The organism is Arthrobacter sulfonylureivorans (assembly GCF_047607445.1).
In the GTDB taxonomy this organism is placed as follows: Bacteria; Actinomycetota; Actinomycetes; order Actinomycetales; family Micrococcaceae; genus Crystallibacter; species Crystallibacter sulfonylureivorans_A.
Window position 1 is genome coordinate 1 of record NZ_JBLKRT010000020.1, and the last position, 17970, is coordinate 17970.

Consider the following 17970-nt stretch of genomic DNA (forward strand, 5'->3'; position numbering starts at 1 on the left):
CAGCGGCGGCACCAACGTGGTCTTGCCCGTGCCCGGCGGCGCCTGCACGACGGCGGTGCCGCCTGCGAAGGGCCCGACTGCGGCAGCGCCGGGGGTCGCCTCGTCAGGCGCCACCGTCAACGCCGCGGCCAAACCGTCCAGCGACTCGGCGAAAACCAGACCCGCGCCGATGACCGCCAGATCGAACGGACGATAGTGGCCACGCGGAGGTTGAGTGGTGCGGGAGGCTGGCTGGGTCACCCTTACATTGTGCCGTGGTTGGATGCCGCCCCTCGGCCTTTCTTCCCCTCTACAAGCCCGGTTTGTCCCTTGGCAGGGCCGGGGAACTGTGCCACGTTGGAGGTGGAAACGGAAACAATCTCTGGTGAAGGGACGTGGTCCGGATGCCCAAGACGACCAAGAGCGGCAAGCCGAAGCAAAGCGAACTGCCCAGCACGCTGCAGCGTTCAGGCAAGAAGGCGCAGGAGACGTTCGCGGAGGCCCATGACTCGGCCGCCGAAACGTACGGCGACGAGGAACGCGCGCACCGCGTTGCCTACAGCGCGCTCAAGCATTCCCACGAGAAAGTCGGCGACCACTGGGAGCCGAAGGAGAAGTACGGTCCCTCGGACCAGCAGGCCAAGGGCGGCAAGGACACCTCGCGCCAAACCAAGGGCGGGGTGGACGCGAACGCTTCCAAGGAACACCTGTACGACCTGGCGAAAAAGCTCGACGTGCCCGGCCGGTCGAAAATGGACAAGTCCCAGCTGGTCGAGGCGCTGCGCAAGGCCAACAACAGGGAGACTCGAAAGTCCCGGTAGGCGGCTGCGCCGTGCCTGAGAGGCACCGGGAACATAGCCGATTAGGCTAGGCCGCATGGATCTGGAGAGCGCGGCCCGGGAGCTGTATGCGCTGCTGCCGGGTGAGTTCACCGCGGCCCGCAACGCCAAGGCCAAGGAAGCCGCGCAGGCCGGGGACAAGGCTCTGGCTGCACGGTTGCGCAGTCTGTCGAAACCCACGGCCGCGGCTTGGCTGCTCAACATGATGGCAGTCCACCGCCGCGATGAGATCAATGGGGTCATCGAACTGGGGGCGGCAATGAGCCAGGCGCAGCAGGAACTGGACCCCCGCCAGATGCGGGCGCTGGGCGATCAGCGCCGCGGGCTTTTATCTGCCATGGCGTCGGGCGGCCGGCAACTGGCCGACGAACTGGGCCATTCCGTCAGCCCGGCCGTGGTCACCGAAGTGGAGCAGACGCTGCGTGCCGCGATGTCCGACCCTGCGGCGGGAGCTGCGCTGGCCAGCGGACTGCTCACCGCATCGTTCGCTTCCACCGGGCTGGACCCGGTGGACTTGGACGGTATCGTCGCCGTGCCGGAAGCCGTCGGATCGCCTGCGCCGGCGTCCGCTGCCCCGACCCGCCGCGGAACCAAGACTCCGGCGCGGGATGAACTGGCCGAACGCCGGGCTGCCAAGGCCGACCGGGCCGCGAAGCAGGAAGCCGAGGAGGCGGAGCGGCGCCGCCGCTTGGCGCGGGCCGAGGTAGAGAAAGCCGAGCGGCGAAAAGATGATGCCGAGGCCCAAGAACAGAAGGTCTTGGACAAGCTGGACCAGTTGCAGAACCGACGCGATGCGCTCTCCGACGAGCTAAGTGAACTAAAAAAGCGCATCGAGGAGCTGACGCGCGAGGTTGCAGCCACCGACCGCACGATCGAAGCGGCAGAGGAAGACCTGGTGTCTGCGGCCAGGACCGCTGACCGGACACGGAAAGCTGCTGCCGCCGCGAAGCGGGAGTTGGACCAGCAGGTCTAGCCGCGGGCCGCCCGCAAGTAGCGGGAGTGCGCAGGGCCCATCGTCCAGGACAGGGTGCGGGGTCCTCGTCCAGATGCAGCATGCGGGCCATGTAACCTAGGTCTCAAGTCCAGTCAGCTGCCGCGCGCCGGCCCGAACCTCGCCAGGGGGAACCATGTGGAGCATTGATGCGGCCAGGTCCGCACTGCTGATGATCGATATGCAGAACGACTTTGTGTTGGAAGGCGCACCGATGGAGGTGCCGATGGCACGCAAGCGGTTGCCCGAGATGGTGACCGCCGTCGCCGCCTGCCGACAGGCCGGCATCCCGGTGATCTACACCCGTCACGTGCTCCTCGACTCGTTTGATGTGTCGCCGCTGGAGACCACCTACAACCAGCGGCTGCAGACCGTCGGCATGCGCCGTGGAACCAACGGCGTGGAAGTCGTCGAGGAGCTGAAGCCCGAAGCCGACGACTACGTGCTGGACAAGCACCGGTACGACGCGTTTCACAACACCCCGCTCAAAAGCGTGCTGGCCACCATCCGCGGGCTCAACACCGTGGACACGGTGATCATTGCCGGCACGCTGACCGAGGTGTGCTGCGAGTCCACGGCCCGAAGCGCCTACATGAACGACTACAAAGTCGCGTTCCTTTCGGACGCCACCGGGGGCCGCTCCGAAGCTGCCCAAAACGCGACCCTGGATGCGATCGGGACCTTTTTCGGCCGCGTGCTGAGCACCGCGGACATGGAACGGGAAATCGGCACTACAGCCTAGCCAGCAGGCGCCACGACGGCCGGCTACAACGGATTGTCAGTCCGCTCCACTACCGTTGCGGCATGATCGATTTCAACAACGCCTCCTTCGTTAAGCTCGGCCCCTGCGATCCCGGAGAGGTGGCCCGGGACGTCACCCAGATTTTTATCCACGGGGAAAACATCCTGGCCACCTTCAAGGGCATCCGCGACTATGTTGTCTTCACCGACAAACGCCTGATCGCGGTGAATGCCCAGGGCATGACCGGCAAGAAACGCGATTACACCTCGCTGCCGTACTCCAAGATTCAATCGTTCTCAGTGGAAACCGCGGGCACTTTCGATCTGGACACGGAACTTGACCTGTGGTTCAGCGGTTTGGGCAAAGTCCGGCTCGAGTTCAAGGGCAGCGTGGACATCCGATCGCTGTCGCAGCTTATTGCCTCGCACGTGCTCTAGGTTCGAAACCGCCCGCACCGCTGCCTCGGATGCGATCGGGGCATTCTTCGGCCGCGTGCTGAGCACCGCGGAGATGGAACGGGAAATCGGCACCACGGCGTAGGGCCGGCGGCTGGCGGTCAGGCGGCTTGGCGTTCCCGCTGCCGCCGGTATTCGTGCCAGGTCAGCACCACCACCAGTGCGTCAAAGACGGTCAGGGCCACCAAGCCCGGCGTGGGCGCGACCGCGAACTGATAGATCTGGTAGCCGATAAACACCAACAGGACGGCGATCATCCACGGATAGGCCCAGAGCTTGTTCATCAGTACAGCCGTCACCAGCACCACCTTCACGGCCCCGTGCACCAGTAAGTAGACGGCGGCATATGCCACGGCGCTGCCGGTCAAGTTGCCCGATGCGTGGAGCAAATGCGTGGCCATGAAGTCCTGCGGGTCCTCAGCGAGTTCGGGCTGAGTCAGCCGCAGGACCAGACCGTGGATCTGCGCTGGATCGGCCACCAGCAGCAGCAATCCGCCGATGATCTCGACCGCACCGTCCAGTCCCTTGAGGATCACCCCGGCGATGAAGAGCCAGTCCCACCAGTCCTTCGCCTCACCCCTCCACAGGCTCACGCTCCGAATGTACAGCTTTCATGCGTAGTGCAGAATGTTTCCATGAGTGAGCTTTTGGAGCACCTGGCTGCCAACGTCCGCCGGCTGCGCGATATCCATGGGATGTCGCTGTCCCAGCTGGGCGAAAAGTCAGGCGTGGCCAAGGGAACCCTGTTCAAGGTGGAACGGGCCCAAACAAACGCGAACATCGAGACGCTGCAGGCGATCGCGCAGACGTTCGACATCCACGTCACCGAACTGCTGTCGCCGCCGCAGGCTCCCGCCGTTGAAATCATGCTGGATGGCGAGGGCGAGGAAATCACTGATGAAGCCGCCGTCGGCCATGTGCTGCGCCGCCAACTGGTCGGCGCCGGAACCGTGGAAATCCACGCCAAGACGTTCCACCACGGGAAAGTGCAGCTCTCCGTCTCCCACGGCCCGGGCACACGCGAGCATGTGTTCATCCGGACCGGTTCCATCCGTCTGGGACCCCTCGGGCAGGAAGTGCTGGTCCACGCCGGCACGTACGTCACCTATCTTGCGGACCAGTCGCACCGCTGGCAGGCCGAGGGCGGCGACTGCACGTTGTGGATCGTGCACACCTTCCCGCGGACCACGGCCCTGAAGGAAGTTCCGGCCCCAGAGAACGGCTAAACTCCGCTAGCGGGCGCAAGGCCGCGGCGAGAAACTCCCCCGCTTGTACAGCGGGCGCCACATGCACCCTGGAAGGGCCAGCTTTCCTGGTGCTGGCACTGGGGCTCCGCAGTGGTGCTGGACCAGTGGACTGTAGCAGCGCCAGCTTTGCTTAGCAGTGGGCGACAATGTGGCGCATCCTGTCCGCGGAACAACCCCGCCGGACACCGGCCGTCCCGACAACCCCGCCGGACGCCGGACCGCCCGACGGCGCCGCCCGGGGGCCTTCCCGCATCGTGACGCGAATGTGATCCAGACCATTTGACCTACGGTGATGCGCACCATATCTTGGTGTGGTCAGTGTTCATTCAGCAATGTTCTTTGTTCATTCGACGGTTACGCCGGGTCCGTGTTCCGGCGCTCATCCCCGTTCACTTTTTTGTGCGTCAAAGGAGACACGTATGTCCCAAACGATCGTCGGCGGCATGGACCGCCGCCAGCTGCTCAAGGTCCTGGGCCTGAGCGCCGCCGCGATCGGCGGCGCCTCCACGCTCACGGCCTGCGGCGGCCTCAAGGGTTCGGCGAGCGGCACCAGCGACGTTCTCAAGATCGGTTTCGTCAGCCCGCAGACCGGCCCGCTGGCCAGCTTCGCCAGCGCGGACAACTACGTGGTCAAGCAGGTCCAGCAGGCGCTGGCCAAGGGCTTCACCGCCGGCGGCTCCACGCGGCAGATCGAAATCGTGGTCAAGGACACCCAGTCCAACTCCACCCGCGCCACCGCCGTCACCAAGGAACTGATCACCCAGGACCAGGTGGACATCGTCGTCGGCTCCGGCACCCCGGACACCACCAACCCGGTCGCCGACCAGTGTGAAGCGTCCGGCGTCCCGAACATCACCACGATCGCGCCGTGGGAGGCGTGGTTCCACGGCCGCAGCGGCGTCTCCGGCGAGGGCTTCAAATACACCACCCTGTTCTTCTTCGGCATGCAGGAATTCGCCGACTGCTTCACCCCGATGTGGAAGCGCATGGACGTGTCGAACCAGAACGTCGCGGCGCTGTGGCCGGACGACACCGACGCCAACGCCTTCCGCAAGGGCCTGACCCCGCTGGCCGAGGCCCAGGGCTTCAAGATGATCGACGGCGGCGCCTTCCAGAACGGCGCCAGCGACTACAGCTCGCAGATTGCCAAGTTCAAGGCTGAGAACGCGGAGCTGTTCACCTGCACCCCGATCCCGCCGGACTTCCAGACCTTCTGGAAGCAGGCCGCACAGCAGGACTACCGGCCGAAGCTGGCCACCGTCGCCAAGGTGATGCTGTTCCCGTCCGAGGCCGAGGCGCTGGGCAAGCTGTCCAACAACATCGCCACCGACATCTGGTGGAGCCCGTACCACCCGTACAAGTCCTCGCTGGACGGTACCACCGCGCAGCAGTTGGCCGATGGCTTCGCCGAGGAGACCGGCAACCAGTGGACCCAGGCCCTGGGTTCGGTCTACTCGCTGTTCGAGCTGGCGGTCGAAGGCTTCAAGCAGGCCAGCGACCCGAAGGACCGCGACGATGTGGCGGACAAGCTGCGCAATATGAACACCGTGGGCATGTCCGGCCCGCTGGACTTCACCAAGGGACCGGAGCCGGGCATCGCCATCCAGCACCCGGTGGGCGGCCAGTGGCGCAAGGGCACCAAGTTCGACTGGGACATCACCATCGTGGACAACACCCCCAACCCGGACGTCCCGGTGGGCGGCGACCTCGAGGCGACCAACGCGTGAGTCCTTTGCTCCAATTGTCCGGACTGGACAAGCGCTTCGGCCAGGTAGTAGTGGCCGAAGCGCTTGACCTCACCGTTGGGGAAGGCGAAGCCGTCGGCATCGTCGGCCCCAACGGTGCCGGCAAGTCATCGCTGTTCGCGATGGTTTCCGGGGATCTGAGGCCCGACGCCGGCCGGGTCACTTTCGACGGCGAGGATGTCACCGCACGTCCCGCGCACCAGCGCTGCCGGGCCGGCATCGGCCGCACCTACCAGGTGCCGCGGCCCTTCGAGGGAATGACCGTGTTCGAAAACGTCCTGGTCTCCGCCGCCCAGGGATCGGGCCTGCACGGCCGTGCCGCCCAGCAGCAGGCCGCCGACGTTCTGGCCGAATGCGGCCTGGCGGCCGCGGCCAACCAGCGTGCCGGCTCGTTGTCGCTGCTGCAGCGCAAACGCCTGGAGGTGGCCCGCGGCCTGGCCACCGGACCCAAGCTGCTGCTGCTGGACGAGGTCGCCGGCGGACTGACCGAGCCCGAAGTGCTCGAACTGGTCGAGCTGATCGGCCAGGTCAAGGCACGCGGCGTAGCCGTGGTGTGGATCGAACACGTGGTCCACGCCCTGGTGAAGTCGGTGGACCGGCTGCTGTGCCTGGCCGGCGGCCGCTTCATTGCCGACGGCGACCCGGCCACCGTGCTGGCCGACCCGCAGGTGCTGGAACTGTACTTCGGCGGCCCTGAAACAGAAGAGGGGGCAGCGTGACGCTGCTGGAAGTTGAAAACCTGGACGTCCACCACGGCCAGCTGCACGCCGTCCGCGGCTTCAGCCTGTCCGTGGAACCCGGTGCCACGGTGGCGGTGATCGGCGCCAACGGTGCCGGTAAATCCACCCTGATGCGGGCCATCGCCGGCTCGCACCTGCCCACCGCCGGCACCATTCGGCTGGGCGGCCAAGACATCACCCGGCTTCCGGCCCACCGCAGGGTGGCCCAGGGCATCTCGCTGGTGCCCGAGGGCCGCCGGCTGTTCAAATCGCTGTCCGTGCAAGAGAACCTGGAGACCGGCACCTACCGGGCCGGCAGCGGCCCGTGGAACGTGGCGGCCGTGATGGAGCTGTTCCCGTGGATGCGCGAACGCGCCCGGCAAAACTCCGCCTCGCTCTCCGGCGGCCAGCAGCAAGCGGTCGCCATCGGCCGGGCCCTGGTGGCCAACCCCAAGGTGCTGCTGATCGACGAACTCTCCCTCGGCCTGGCCCCGGCCGTGGTCAAGCAGATGTACGCGCTGCTGCCGCGGATCGTCGAGCGCGGCACCGCCGTGCTGCTGGTCGAACAGGACGTCTCACAGGCCCTGGCCGCCGCGGACCTGGTGCATTGCCTGCTCGAGGGCCGCACCGTACTCACCGGCAGCCCGCAAGATCTGACCCCCGCCCAAGTGGAACAGGCCTACTTCGGCCTGGCCCATGCCGGCGGCGGCCCGGAAGGAAACTGACTACCCCATGGATCTGCTCAATACCCTGGTGCAGGGGCTGATGCTCGGCGGCCTCTACGCCCTGTTCGCCGCCGGCCTGTCCATCATGTTCGGCGTGATGCGCATGGTGAACCTGGCCCACGGCGACCTGGCCGTGATCGCCGGCTACCTGGTCCTGGTGCTGCTCGGCGGCACCATGTTCCCGCTCTGGCTGGTCGTGCTGGTCACCCTGCCTCTCTTCGCCGTGATCGGCTACGGAATCCACCGCAGCCTGTTCAGCCGCAGCCTCAAGGCCGGCCCGCTCTCCGCCCTGCTGGTGACGTTCGGGCTGTCCATCGTCATCCAAAACGGGTTGCTGGAAGGCTTCTCCGCCGACACCCGCACCATTGACATGGGCGTGCTGAACACCGGCGCCTTCCACCTCAACAACCAGCTCTCCATCTCCTATCTGGGCCTGCTCACGCTGGTCCTGGCCGTCGTGGTGATCGTGGGCGTGCAGCTCTTCCTCTCCCGCACCCGGACAGGGAAGATGATGCGCGCGGTCTCCGATGACGCCGACACCGCCTCGCTGGTGGGCGCCAACTCCAAGCACCTGTACGCGATCGCCACCGCCATCGCGTTCGGCACCGTGGCGCTGGCCGGCATCATGTCCGGTGCACGGTCCTCCTTCGATCCGTCGATCGGACCCACCCAGCTGATCTTCGCGTTCGAGGCAGTCGTCATCGGCGGCCTCGGTTCGCTCTGGGGCACCCTGGCCGGCGGCGTCGTCCTCGGCCTGACCCAGGCCTTCGCCGCCCACCTGGACCCGTCCTTCACCATCCTGGCCGGGCACCTGGTCTTCCTGGCCGTGCTCGCCTTCCGCCCGCAGGGCCTGATCCCGCAAAGGACGGTGTGACCATGGCACGCACCACCCCGCCAACCACCGACCGTACGACGACGCCGGTCGCCGCCTCTGCCACCCCGCCGCTCCCAGGCGCCTTGGTCACCCGCGCCGGACGCGCCTCCAAAGCCAGCGCCGGTGTGCTGGCGCTGGCCGTCATCGTCCTCGCCGCGCTGCCTTACATCGCGTTCGCCGGCACCACCAGCTCCATGGTCACCTTCTTCGTACTGCTGATCATGGCCAGCATGTGGAACCTGCTCGCCGGCTTCGGCGGCATGGTCTCGGTGGGCCAGCAGGCCTTCGTCGGCGTGGGCGCCTACACCGTCCTGGCCTTCGCCAACATGGGCATCAACCCGTTCGTGGCATTGCCCCTGGCAGCGCTGACCTGCGCGGTGTTCGCCATCCCCACCTCCTGGCTGGCCTTCCGCCTGCGCGGCGACTACTTCGCCGTTGGCACCTGGGTCATCGCCGAGGTCTACCGGCTGATCATCATCCGCTTCGACGGCCTCGGCGGACCCAGCGGCATGTCCCTGCCCGGCCTGACCGGGATGGACCCGGTGCTGCGCGGCGCCCTGACCTACTGGGCCGCGCTGGCCCTGGCCGCGCTGACCATCCTGGGCTGCTACCTGCTGATGCGCGGCCGCACCGGCCTGGCGCTGACCGCGGTGCGCGACGACGAAACCGCCGCCCGCGCCAACGGCGTGGACGTCACGTGGTCCAAACGCCTGGTCTACCTGGTCTCCGCGGCCGGTTGCGGCGCCGCCGGCGGCATCCTGATCATCGACTCGCTCAGCGTCCAGCCCAACGCCATCTTCTCCGTCCAATGGTCCGCCTACATGATCTTCATCGTGATCATCGGCGGCATCGGCTACCTCGAAGGCCCGCTGCTGGGCGCCATAGTGTTCTACGCACTCCAGCAACTGCTCGCCGGCTACGGCTCCTGGTACATGATCATCCTCGGCGCCATCGGCGTAGCCGGAGCCATCTGGCTGCCCCGGGGCCTGTGGGGCACCATCACCAACAAAACCGGCATCCAGCTCTTCCCCGTCGGCTACCGGCTCAACCAGCCATGGACGTTGCCGGCGAACCTGCGGTAGACAGGGAAGGCGTCCGGCCGGCGCCCCGGGAGTCATGGAATCGGCCTTGGTGGCGCCGCGCCGGAGAGTTTGCACCGTCGTCGTCCGTTGGACTAATGATTGACGTATCAACAAACTTCCACAGGACTAGGAGCAGGACATGAAGATCAATGCGCTGGTAGTCGAGGAGAAAAACGCCCCGTTCGTCCGCGAGCAGCTGGAACTGGATGCGCCCGGACCGGGCGAAGTGCTGGTGAAGGTGGCCGCCGTCGGGCTCTGCCACACCGACCTGATCACCCAGGCCGGCGACATGCCGCTGCCGCTGCCGGGGGTGCTGGGCCATGAAGGCGCCGGCGTGGTGGAGGCCATCGGCGCCGGCGTCACCAACGTTGCCGTCGGTGACCACGTGATCATGGGCTGGCCCTACTGCGGCGAGTGCAAGAACTGTCTGCGCGGCGAGCACCGCTACTGCCTGCGGCTGGGCGAGGCGCTGGTCAGCGGTTCGCGGTTCAAGGGGCCGGACGCTGGGAAGTCCGGCTACACCCGGGCCGACGGCAGCAAAATTTCCGGCCACTTCTTCGGGCAGTCCTCGTTCGCGGACTACTCGCTGGCGCTGGCAACCTCGCTGGTGAAGGTGGACCAGGACATCCCGCTGGAACTGGTGGGACCGCTGGCCTGCGGCATCACCACCGGCGCGGGCGCGGTCTTCAACACCGCCAAGCCCGAACCGGGCCAGTCGCTGGTGGTCTACGGTGCCGGCGCCGTGGGACTGGCCGCCATCATGGCCGCAAAGAACACGCCGGCGGCCACCATCATCGCCATCGACCTGCACGATTCGCGGCTGGAACTGGCGCGCGAACTAGGGGCCACGCACACCATCAACTCCGGCAAGACCAACGCACTGGAAGAAATCCAGCGGATCTGCGGCGGTCCGGCCGACTACGTGCTGGAGTGCACCGGCAACATCAAGGTGCTGGAGGAAGCCGCGGATGCGGTGGGCATGCTGGGAACGCTGATCCTGATTGGCGGGGCGCCCGCCGAGGCGCGGTTCTCGGTGGACCACCTGCGCATGCTCTGGGGCAAGCGCATTATCGGCACGCTGGGCGGCTCCAGCACTTCGGCACAGCTGATCCCCGGCCTGATCGCACTGTACAAGGCCGGGCGGTTCCCGTTCGACAAGCTGGTGAAGTTCTACGACTTCGACCAGATCGACACCGCCGTTGGCGACTCCACCTCGGGCAGCACCATCAAGGCCGTGCTGAAGATCGCCGGCTAACACCCAGACCCCTGGCCGCTTCGCCGCGGTCGGAATGTCACGACCCAATGATTGAAAGGACGGGCTATGTCCCTGCTTGATGCTTCCCTGTGGGAGGGCAAGATCTACCTCAACGGCTGGCGCGAGGGCGGTGCCGGCACCGCTGCTTCCGTGGAACCGGCCACCGGCGAGACCCTGGGCAGCTACGGTGTGGCCTCGGTCGAGGACGTGCACGAGGCCGCCGCCGCTGCCGCCGCCGCGCAGAAGGAATGGGCCGCCCGCAAACCCGAAGAACGCGCCGCGGTCCTGCGCCGCGCCGGCGCCCTCTGGGAAGAACACGCCGAGGAAATCCAGACCTGGATCGTGCGCGAATCCGGCGGCATCGGCCCCAAAGCAGGACTGGAAACCCACATCGCCGCCAACGAATGCTACGAGGCCGCCGCGCTGCCCTCGCTGCCGGCCGGCGACGTACTCACCTCCAACGAAGACCGCTGGTCCTTCGCCCGCCGCCGCCCGGTCGGCGTGGTCTCCGTGATCGCCCCGTTCAACTTCCCGCTGATCCTCTCCATCCGCGCCGTCGCCCCGGCCCTGGCCCTGGGCAACGCGGTACTGCTCAAGCCCGACCCCCGCACCGCCGTCTGCGGCGGCGTGAGCCTGGTGCGGATCTTCGAAGAAGCCGGCCTGCCCGCCGGCCTGCTATCCCTGCTGCCCGGCGGCGCGGACATCGGCGCCGCCGTGGTCGAGGCCCCCGAGGTGCGGGTCATCTCCTTCACCGGCTCCACCGCCGCCGGCCGCAAGATCGGCGAATCCGCCGCCCGCAACCTCAAGCGCGCGCACCTGGAACTCGGCGGCAACAACGCCATGATCGTGCTGCCCGGCGCCGACCTGGCCAAGGCCGCGTCCGCCGCCGCGTTCGGCTCGTTCATGCACCAGGGCCAGATCTGCATGACCACCGGCCGGCACATCGTGCACGAAGACATCTACGAGGACTACGTCGCCGCTCTCGCCGAAAAGGCCCAGCACCTGCCCGTCGGCGACCCGAAGACCGGCACCGTCGCGCTCGGCCCGATCATCGACGAAAACCAGCTCAAGCGCATCGACTCGATCGTGCAGGACGCGGTCGCCGCCGGCGCCCGGCTGGCCGCCGGCGGCACCAACGACGGCCCGTTCTACTCCCCCACCGTGCTCGCCGACCTCGACCCGGACAACACCGCGTGGAAGGACGAGATCTTCGGCCCGGTCGCCCCGGTGATCAAGTTCTCCACCATCGACGAAGCCGTGGAACTGGCCAACGCCAACGAGTACGGACTCTCGCTGTCCATCCTCGGCGACGTCGGACTGGCCATGCAGGTCGCCGACCGGGTGGACTCCGGCAAGGTCCACATCAACGAACAAACCGTCTCCGACGAAGCCAACTCCCCGTTCGGCGGCACCAAGAACTCCGGCAACGGCTCCCGCATCGGCGGCCACCAAGCCAACATGGACTCCTTCACCGAACTCCAATGGCTCACCGTCCGCCCGGACATCGCCAACTACCCGTTCTAACCGGGCGGCTGGCGCTACAGCTGGCGCCAAACTGGCTACAGCTGTCGCCAAACTGACCGTCCAGGCTGCGCCGGTCAGGCGGCACGAGGCCGCCTGACGTGCGCCATCACGACGCCGGTGCCAAGGTGGGGTTTCGCACCCCCCTTGGCACCGGCGTCGTTGTCTGCGCGCAGCCGCGGGTCTACGTTAGGGGGAAGGCGTGCCTCCGGGAGTCGCGTGCCTGCGTTTCCCGTGCCGGCGGAGGAGAAGAGGGCAGTATGGCCATCCCGAATGACATATTCACTTCACTGGATCAAGGGCTGGACTGGCAACGCGACCTGTACAAAGAACTGCACCGTGCCCCCGAGCTCAGCATGGAAGAACACCGCACAGCGGGCCGGATCGAAAGCGAGCTGACCGGCTTCGGATACCAGGTCCAGCGCATCGGCGGCACCGGCGTCGTGGGTGTTTTGGAGAACGGTCCGGGCCGCACGGTGCTGGCCAGGGCGGATACCGATGCGCTGCCGGTAGCCGAAGCCACCGGGCTGGACTATGCCTCCGAAACAGCAGGGGTGATGCACGCCTGCGGCCATGACCTGCACGTGGTCTCCTTGCTGGGAGCGGCCAAGCTGATGGCCACGCACCGAGAGGGCTGGGCCGGCACCTACGTGGCGCTCTTCCAGCCCGGCGAAGAGGTGGCCGCCGGGGCACAGGCGATGGTGGAAGACGGCCTGACCGGAAAACTGCCCCAGCCCGACGTCGCCTTCGCCCAGCATGTGATGCCTTTCGAGGCGGGCACTGTCGGCACGACGGCGGGACCGATCCTCTCCGCCGGCGACTCGCTGAAAGTCACGGTCCACGGCCGCGGGGCGCACGGCTCGATGCCGCACAATGCGGTGGACCCGGTGGTGCTGGCGGCCTCGATTGTGCTGCGGCTGCAGACCATCGTGTCCCGCGAAACCAAGCCGGGCGAGTTCGCGGTGGTGACCATCGGCGCCTCCAACGCGGGCACCAAGTCCAACATCATTCCGGACCGCGCGGAGCTGCTGCTGAACCTGCGCACCTACGATGTGGCGCTACGGGAACGGATCATGGCATCTATCGAACGGATTGTCCGGGGCGAGTGTGCGGCCGCCGGATCGCCCCGCGACCCTGAGTTTGAGTACTACGACCAGTTCCCGCTGACCAGCAACGACGCGGAAACCACCCAAAAGATCACGGCCGCGTTCACCGAGCATTTTGGTGGCGACCGGGTCTTCCACGCCGAGCCGGTCACGGCCTCCGAGGACTTCAGCCGGATTCCGGACGCGTTCGGGGTTCCGTACAGCTACTGGACGGTCGGTTCCGTGCCGGCCGACATCTACCGGAAAGCCGTGGAGAGGGGCACTGTCTCCCGGGACATTCCGGCGAACCATTCACCGTTCTTCGCCCCCGCCATCGACCCGACGCTCTCGGTCGCCACCCAGGCGCAGGTCGTCGCCGCGCTGGCATACCTTGCACAGTAGGGGTTGTTTCCCATGACCTCATCAACATCCGCCCCGGTCCGCACCGATTGGAAACCGACCGACAAGTGGCTGCTGGGCATCGTCCTGGCCGTCATTAACTTCTGGCTCTTCGCCCAGACCCTGCTCAATGTCATCCCCGGCATCAAGGACCAGCTCGGCGTCGAACAAACGCTGGCCAACCTGGCCGTATCGATCACATCGCTGTTTTCCGGAATCTTCATCGTGGTCGCCGGCGGACTTGCCGACCGGATCGGCCGCGCCAAGATCATGTTCGCCGGCATCTACTTGAGCATCCTGGGGTCGCTGCTGATCGCGCTGACGCCGGAAAACCTCGGCGGGCTGACGGACTTCATGCTGCTCGGTGGCCGCGCGATCCAAGGACTTTCCGCGGCGTGCATCATGCCCTCCACCATGGCTTTGATCAAGAGCTATTACGAGGGCAAGGACCGGCAGCGTGCGCTGTCGTTCTGGTCCATCGGCTCCTGGGGCGGGTCCGGTTTCTGCGCGCTGTTCGGCGGGCTGATGGCCTCTTCCTTCCTAGGCTGGCGGTCCATCTTCTGGATCTCGATCGTGCTGTCCGTGCTGGCGCTGTTCCTGCTCCGGGGCACGCCGGAATCGCGTGCCCCCATCGATCCGAACGCCGGCGAACGCCACTTCGACTGGGCCGGCCTGGCCTGCTTCATCATCATGCTGGTGGCCATCAACGTCTACATTTCGCAGGGCCCGGCGATCGGCTGGTTCAGCTGGACCGGGCTGAGCCTGGTCGCCGCGTTCGTGGTGTTCGGCCTGCTCTTCCTGCAGATCGAGACCCACCGAAGCTTCGCGTTCGTGGACTTGAAGCTCTTCAGCAACGGCACTTTCACCGGCGCAACGTTGTCCAACTTCCTGCTGAACGGCGCGGCAGGCACCCTGATCGTCTCACTGGGACTGGTCCAGGTCGCCGCCGGGTTGAATTCGCTGCAGTCGGGCCTGATGACGCTCGGCTATCTGGTCGCCATCCTGGCCACCATCCGCGTGGGTGAGAAGCTGCTGCAGCGGTTCGGTCCGAAGAAGCCCATGCTGTGGGGCAGCATGATCACCGGGATCGGGATCCTGCTGTGCTCCACCACCTTCCTGCGCATCGGCGAGTACATTGTGCTCACGGTCATCGGATTCACGCTCTTCGGTGTTGGCCTGGGTTTCTACGCCACGCCGTCCACCGATGCTGCGCTGTCCAACGTCCCGGATGCCCAAGTCGGCGCCGCTTCCGGCATCTACAAGATGGCGTCGTCGCTGGGCAACGCGATCGGCGTCGCCATTTCCGCTGCCCTGTATGTGGCTGCCCAGGCGGTGGACCCGCAAATCATCCAGTCCTGGGGTATCTTCCTCGGCCGCCAAGACAACGTGGCGCTGCGCTTCGGCGGCGCCGTCGGGCTGCTGTTTAACGTGTTCATGGTGGTCATCGCCATTGCCTCGATCATTGTCACCGTTCCGTCCGAGCGCAGCAAAAAGGAGCAAGAAGCCCGGCCGGACGAGGTCGCACCACCCGCTTTCGGCAACTAGGTCCGTCCGGGTCCACCAGCCCGGTGCGAACGTTGACCCCGCTGCCGGGCGGGAGTATTAATGACGGTTCGGGCATCATGCATTCACCCCTTCGACGGAGGCATTGCCATGTCAGTCCATGCAGCCAGCGGTTCCGACATCCCGGGTTACGAGTACGGCACGGTGCCCCAGTCACCGGTCACGCTGGCCGAACTCGAAGAGCTCAAAGCAAGCGCGATGTTTGGTGAGGAGGATGCCGCCATGCTGCGCCGGGCCGGGGCGGTCCTCGACGATCAGGTCGAGGAGATACTGGACGTTTGGTATGGCTTTATCGCGAGCCAGCCCCATCTGGTGGAGCATTTCTCCCGTCCGGACGGCCCGCCGATCGCAGAGTATCTGGGAGCAGTCCGCTTGCGGTTCGGCCAGTGGATCCGGGACACCTGCACCAAGCCCTATGACCAGGAGTGGCTGGACTACCAGAACGAGATAGCCCTGCGGCACACTCCCGAGCACAAGAACGACACAGACCATGTGGGCTCCACCCGGGTGGTCCCGCTGCGGTACCTGATCGCACTGATCGGACCGGTGGTCACCACCATGCGGCCTTTCCTGTCCCGCGGAAGTGATTCCGCGCAGGACGTGGATGCCATGATGCAGGCCTGGCTGAAGGCCGTGATCCTGCAGATTGCACTGTGGTCCCGGCCCTACGCGCTCCCGGGCGAGTGGTAACCGAGGGGTGACCGGCGGGCGGTTGCCGGTTGGCGGTGCCGGTTGGCGGTGCCGGGCCCGCAGCCAGGGCTCAGCGCCGGTGCCGCTCGGGTTCGACGGCGGGCGCCGGAACCCAACGGCGTGCTGCGGCGACCAGCATCAAGACCAGCAGGATGATCAGGAAGCCGTCTGCCGCGATGTACACGTAGTGGAGCGCGGACCCGCCGTCGTCGGTGCCTGCCAGCACCATGTCAGTCCGGCGGTTGAGCAGCGGCCGGATCACCATCACTTTGGCCAACAGCACGACGACGGCGCCTCTCACCAGAGCCCAGAATCTGCGGTCCACGCGCTGCCCCACCAAGGACAGCACCAGCAGCCCGGCAAGCACCAGCTCCACAACGTTCATCGCGGTGAACACCAGCCGGCCAATCCCCAGCCCCAGCGGAATGGTGATGCCGGGAGCCTGGAACTTCAGCGGTGCCTCGATCAGCGAAATACCGATGATCAGGCCCAGCCAGAGGGCCGGCAGCACCAGCCGTGCCGCAATACGCAGGCGATCCATGATGGGCCTCCTTATCCGGACCCATCCTACGTCCGGGTAAGGCAGCCCCGCCGTCGTCGCCGTCAGGTCAGGAGCACTCGGCGCCTAGCGGGTTGCGATCCGCACCGATGCGCTGCGTGCCGTCTTGTTGACGTAGTACTTCTTCTTCGCGGTGACGCGGACGCTGATCTTCTGGCCTCGGTCGGCCTTCACCACCCTGTAGCTGGACTTCTTCGCTCCGCTGATCGGTTTGCCGTTGCGGTACCACTGGTGGCCGTAGGAGGTCGGCTTCGCCGAGTACGATCCCGTGCTGGTCCGCAGGATGGCCCCCGCCTTTTTGGTGCCCGAGATTTTCGGCGCCGTCTTCACGCTGAACACCGCTTTACCCACGGAGACGGCCTTGGCGGTGACTGCTCGGGAGGAGTAGCCGGGCTTCGTGACGGTAGCCCGGACGGTGATTTTGGCGCCGATGTCCTTTGCAGACAAGGTGAACGACGACTTGGTGGCACCCTTTACCGACTTTCCGTTGCGGTACCACTGGTAGGCAATCTTGACGCCCGGCGTCCAGCCTTGCGAGACCTTCAATGTACTGCCGTACCGGGCGGTGCCGCTGATCTTGAAGGCCTTGGTGGCGCTGATGGTTCCTGCGGCGACCTTGACCGGGGCGCTGTGCCGGTCCGTGGTGGTGTAGCCACCCTTGCTGGCGCGCACCCGGACCTTGAGGTCGGCCCCTTTGTCCGCCGCCGCCAAGGTGTAGGTCACCGCGGTTGCCCCGCTGACCGCCTGGCCGTTGCGGTACCACTGGTAGGCGAGGGCTGCTGCAGCCGGCGCCCATGCTCCCGCCGACACCGTGAGCTTGTGCCCCACCTTCGCCGTCCCGGAGATCGTCGGGGCAGGTGCGGATGTGAAGAGTGCCGGACTCACCGTGACCAGCGCTGACGTGTCGGTTCGGGTGGCGTAGCCGGACTTGCGGATGACAGCCCGCACCGCAATCTTCGCTCCCACATCGGAGAGGCCAAGCTTCAAGGACGGCGTCGTTGCCCCTTGGATAACTGTGGAGTTCCGAAGCCACTGGTAGCTGACTACGGCTCCTGCGGTCCACGATCCGGTCGCCGTGAGGGTACTGCCGTAGCGAGCTGATCCGCCGATCCCGAGCGCCTTGCTGGCGATGATCTGCTGCAACGGCGCTGGCGTGGTGGTCGGGTTCGCTGATGGACTGGCTGACGGCGAGGAGAAGCCGCCCGGCGCAGCCGGCGCCGCGGTGCCCGCGATCAACGCCCCGGTCAACGCAAAGGCGGATGCCGCGGCCGTGTAAGCCAGGATCCGCGAGGTGCGTGTGCGCTGCGGACGCACCTCATCAAGGCGGTTAGACAACATTTCGGTTCCCCCAAACATCCCCATGTGCTCTTACCGATGGCTCACAGTAACCGCAAAATCTGCCCCGTACCTTGGGAATTCCTGAGGCCGGCGCCTCGCGGGAACTGCGGCGGCAGCAGCAGGAGGGCTGTCGGGGGTATCCGCGGCCGGCCTCGGCGCGTT

General features: G+C 66.5%; 19 protein-coding genes. 15 read left to right on the top strand and 4 right to left on the bottom strand.

Annotation, left to right across the window (positions count from 1 at the left end; translation table 11 throughout):
• On the bottom strand, positions 1 to 240 hold a 240-nt coding region (locus ACMX2H_RS10895; RefSeq protein ID WP_414960512.1), incomplete at its 3' end, for a hypothetical protein.
• A 143-nt stretch (positions 241 to 383) separates the two neighbouring features.
• On the opposite strand from ACMX2H_RS10895, the gene ACMX2H_RS10900 reads away from it, so the two are divergent.
• From ACMX2H_RS10900 to ACMX2H_RS10915, 4 genes are all read left to right on the top strand, one after another.
• On the top strand, positions 384 to 800 hold the full coding sequence (locus ACMX2H_RS10900) for a ChaB family protein (RefSeq protein ID WP_414960513.1): 417 nt from the start codon (positions 384 to 386) through the stop codon (positions 798 to 800).
• 55 nt (positions 801 to 855) lie between these two features.
• Positions 856 to 1791 (top strand): hypothetical protein, encoded by a 936-nt coding sequence (locus ACMX2H_RS10905; RefSeq protein WP_414960514.1) that lies wholly within the window; start codon positions 856 to 858, stop codon positions 1789 to 1791.
• Positions 1792 to 1945: 154 nt separating this feature from the next.
• Positions 1946 to 2551, top strand: coding sequence for an isochorismatase family protein (locus ACMX2H_RS10910; RefSeq protein WP_414960515.1), 606 nt, complete (start codon positions 1946 to 1948; stop codon positions 2549 to 2551).
• Between the two features lie 62 nt (positions 2552 to 2613).
• On the top strand, positions 2614 to 2988 hold the full coding sequence (locus tag ACMX2H_RS10915) for a PH domain-containing protein (protein WP_136786284.1): 375 nt from the start codon (positions 2614 to 2616) through the stop codon (positions 2986 to 2988).
• Positions 2989 to 3107: 119 nt separating this feature from the next.
• On the opposite strand, the gene ACMX2H_RS10920 is transcribed toward ACMX2H_RS10915, so the two are convergent.
• Complete coding sequence (locus ACMX2H_RS10920) at positions 3108 to 3599, bottom strand: DUF2127 domain-containing protein (protein WP_414960516.1); 492 nt, start codon at positions 3597 to 3599, stop codon at positions 3108 to 3110.
• 42 nt (positions 3600 to 3641) lie between these two features.
• Here ACMX2H_RS10920 and ACMX2H_RS10925 point away from each other — a divergent pair, with 42 nt between their 5' ends.
• The 11 genes from ACMX2H_RS10925 to ACMX2H_RS10975 all read left to right on the top strand — a co-directional run bounded on the left by ACMX2H_RS10925 (position 3642) and on the right by ACMX2H_RS10975 (position 15911).
• Positions 3642 to 4232 carry a helix-turn-helix domain-containing protein gene (locus ACMX2H_RS10925; RefSeq protein ID WP_414960517.1) on the top strand — a complete coding sequence of 197 codons (591 nt, stop codon included), beginning with the start codon at positions 3642 to 3644 and terminating at the stop codon, positions 4230 to 4232.
• Positions 4233 to 4672: 440 nt separating this feature from the next.
• Positions 4673 to 5980, top strand: coding sequence for an ABC transporter substrate-binding protein (locus tag ACMX2H_RS10930; RefSeq protein WP_414960518.1), 1308 nt, complete (start codon positions 4673 to 4675; stop codon positions 5978 to 5980).
• A complete protein-coding gene (locus ACMX2H_RS10935; protein WP_414960519.1) occupies positions 5977 to 6717 on the top strand; it encodes an ABC transporter ATP-binding protein in 741 nt (246 codons plus the stop codon). Before ACMX2H_RS10930 ends, ACMX2H_RS10935 begins: the two co-directional genes overlap by 4 nt.
• Positions 6714 to 7442 carry an ABC transporter ATP-binding protein gene (locus ACMX2H_RS10940; RefSeq protein ID WP_414960520.1) on the top strand — a complete coding sequence of 243 codons (729 nt, stop codon included), beginning with the start codon at positions 6714 to 6716 and terminating at the stop codon, positions 7440 to 7442. The genes ACMX2H_RS10935 and ACMX2H_RS10940 overlap by 4 nt, the downstream gene beginning before the upstream one ends.
• Positions 7443 to 7449: 7 nt before the next feature.
• Positions 7450 to 8316, top strand: coding sequence for a branched-chain amino acid ABC transporter permease (locus tag ACMX2H_RS10945; protein ID WP_414960521.1), 867 nt, complete (start codon positions 7450 to 7452; stop codon positions 8314 to 8316).
• A gap of 2 nt (positions 8317 to 8318) precedes the next feature.
• Positions 8319 to 9398, top strand: coding sequence for a branched-chain amino acid ABC transporter permease (locus ACMX2H_RS10950; RefSeq protein WP_414960522.1), 1080 nt, complete (start codon positions 8319 to 8321; stop codon positions 9396 to 9398).
• A 139-nt stretch (positions 9399 to 9537) separates the two neighbouring features.
• Positions 9538 to 10653: an NAD(P)-dependent alcohol dehydrogenase gene (locus ACMX2H_RS10955; RefSeq protein ID WP_414960523.1), complete on the top strand. Its 1116-nt coding sequence runs from the start codon at positions 9538 to 9540 to the stop codon at positions 10651 to 10653.
• Between the two features lie 66 nt (positions 10654 to 10719).
• Positions 10720 to 12177: a benzaldehyde dehydrogenase gene (locus ACMX2H_RS10960; RefSeq protein ID WP_414960524.1), complete on the top strand. Its 1458-nt coding sequence runs from the start codon at positions 10720 to 10722 to the stop codon at positions 12175 to 12177.
• 257 nt (positions 12178 to 12434) lie between these two features.
• Positions 12435 to 13661 (top strand): amidohydrolase, encoded by a 1227-nt coding sequence (locus ACMX2H_RS10965; protein ID WP_414960525.1) that lies wholly within the window; start codon positions 12435 to 12437, stop codon positions 13659 to 13661.
• A gap of 12 nt (positions 13662 to 13673) precedes the next feature.
• On the top strand, positions 13674 to 15203 hold the full coding sequence (locus ACMX2H_RS10970) for an MFS transporter (protein ID WP_414960526.1): 1530 nt from the start codon (positions 13674 to 13676) through the stop codon (positions 15201 to 15203).
• A 108-nt stretch (positions 15204 to 15311) separates the two neighbouring features.
• Entirely contained in the window at positions 15312 to 15911 is a 600-nt protein-coding gene (locus tag ACMX2H_RS10975) for a protoglobin domain-containing protein (RefSeq protein ID WP_414960527.1), read from the top strand.
• Positions 15912 to 15981: 70 nt separating this feature from the next.
• Here the strand turns inward: ACMX2H_RS10975 and ACMX2H_RS10980 are convergent, their stop codons facing one another.
• Positions 15982 to 16452 carry a hypothetical protein gene (locus ACMX2H_RS10980; protein ID WP_414960528.1) on the bottom strand — a complete coding sequence of 157 codons (471 nt, stop codon included), beginning with the start codon at positions 16450 to 16452 and terminating at the stop codon, positions 15982 to 15984.
• Between the two features lie 84 nt (positions 16453 to 16536).
• Positions 16537 to 17808, bottom strand: coding sequence for a hypothetical protein (locus ACMX2H_RS10985; protein WP_414960529.1), 1272 nt, complete (start codon positions 17806 to 17808; stop codon positions 16537 to 16539).
• Positions 17809 to 17970 lie beyond the last annotated feature (162 nt).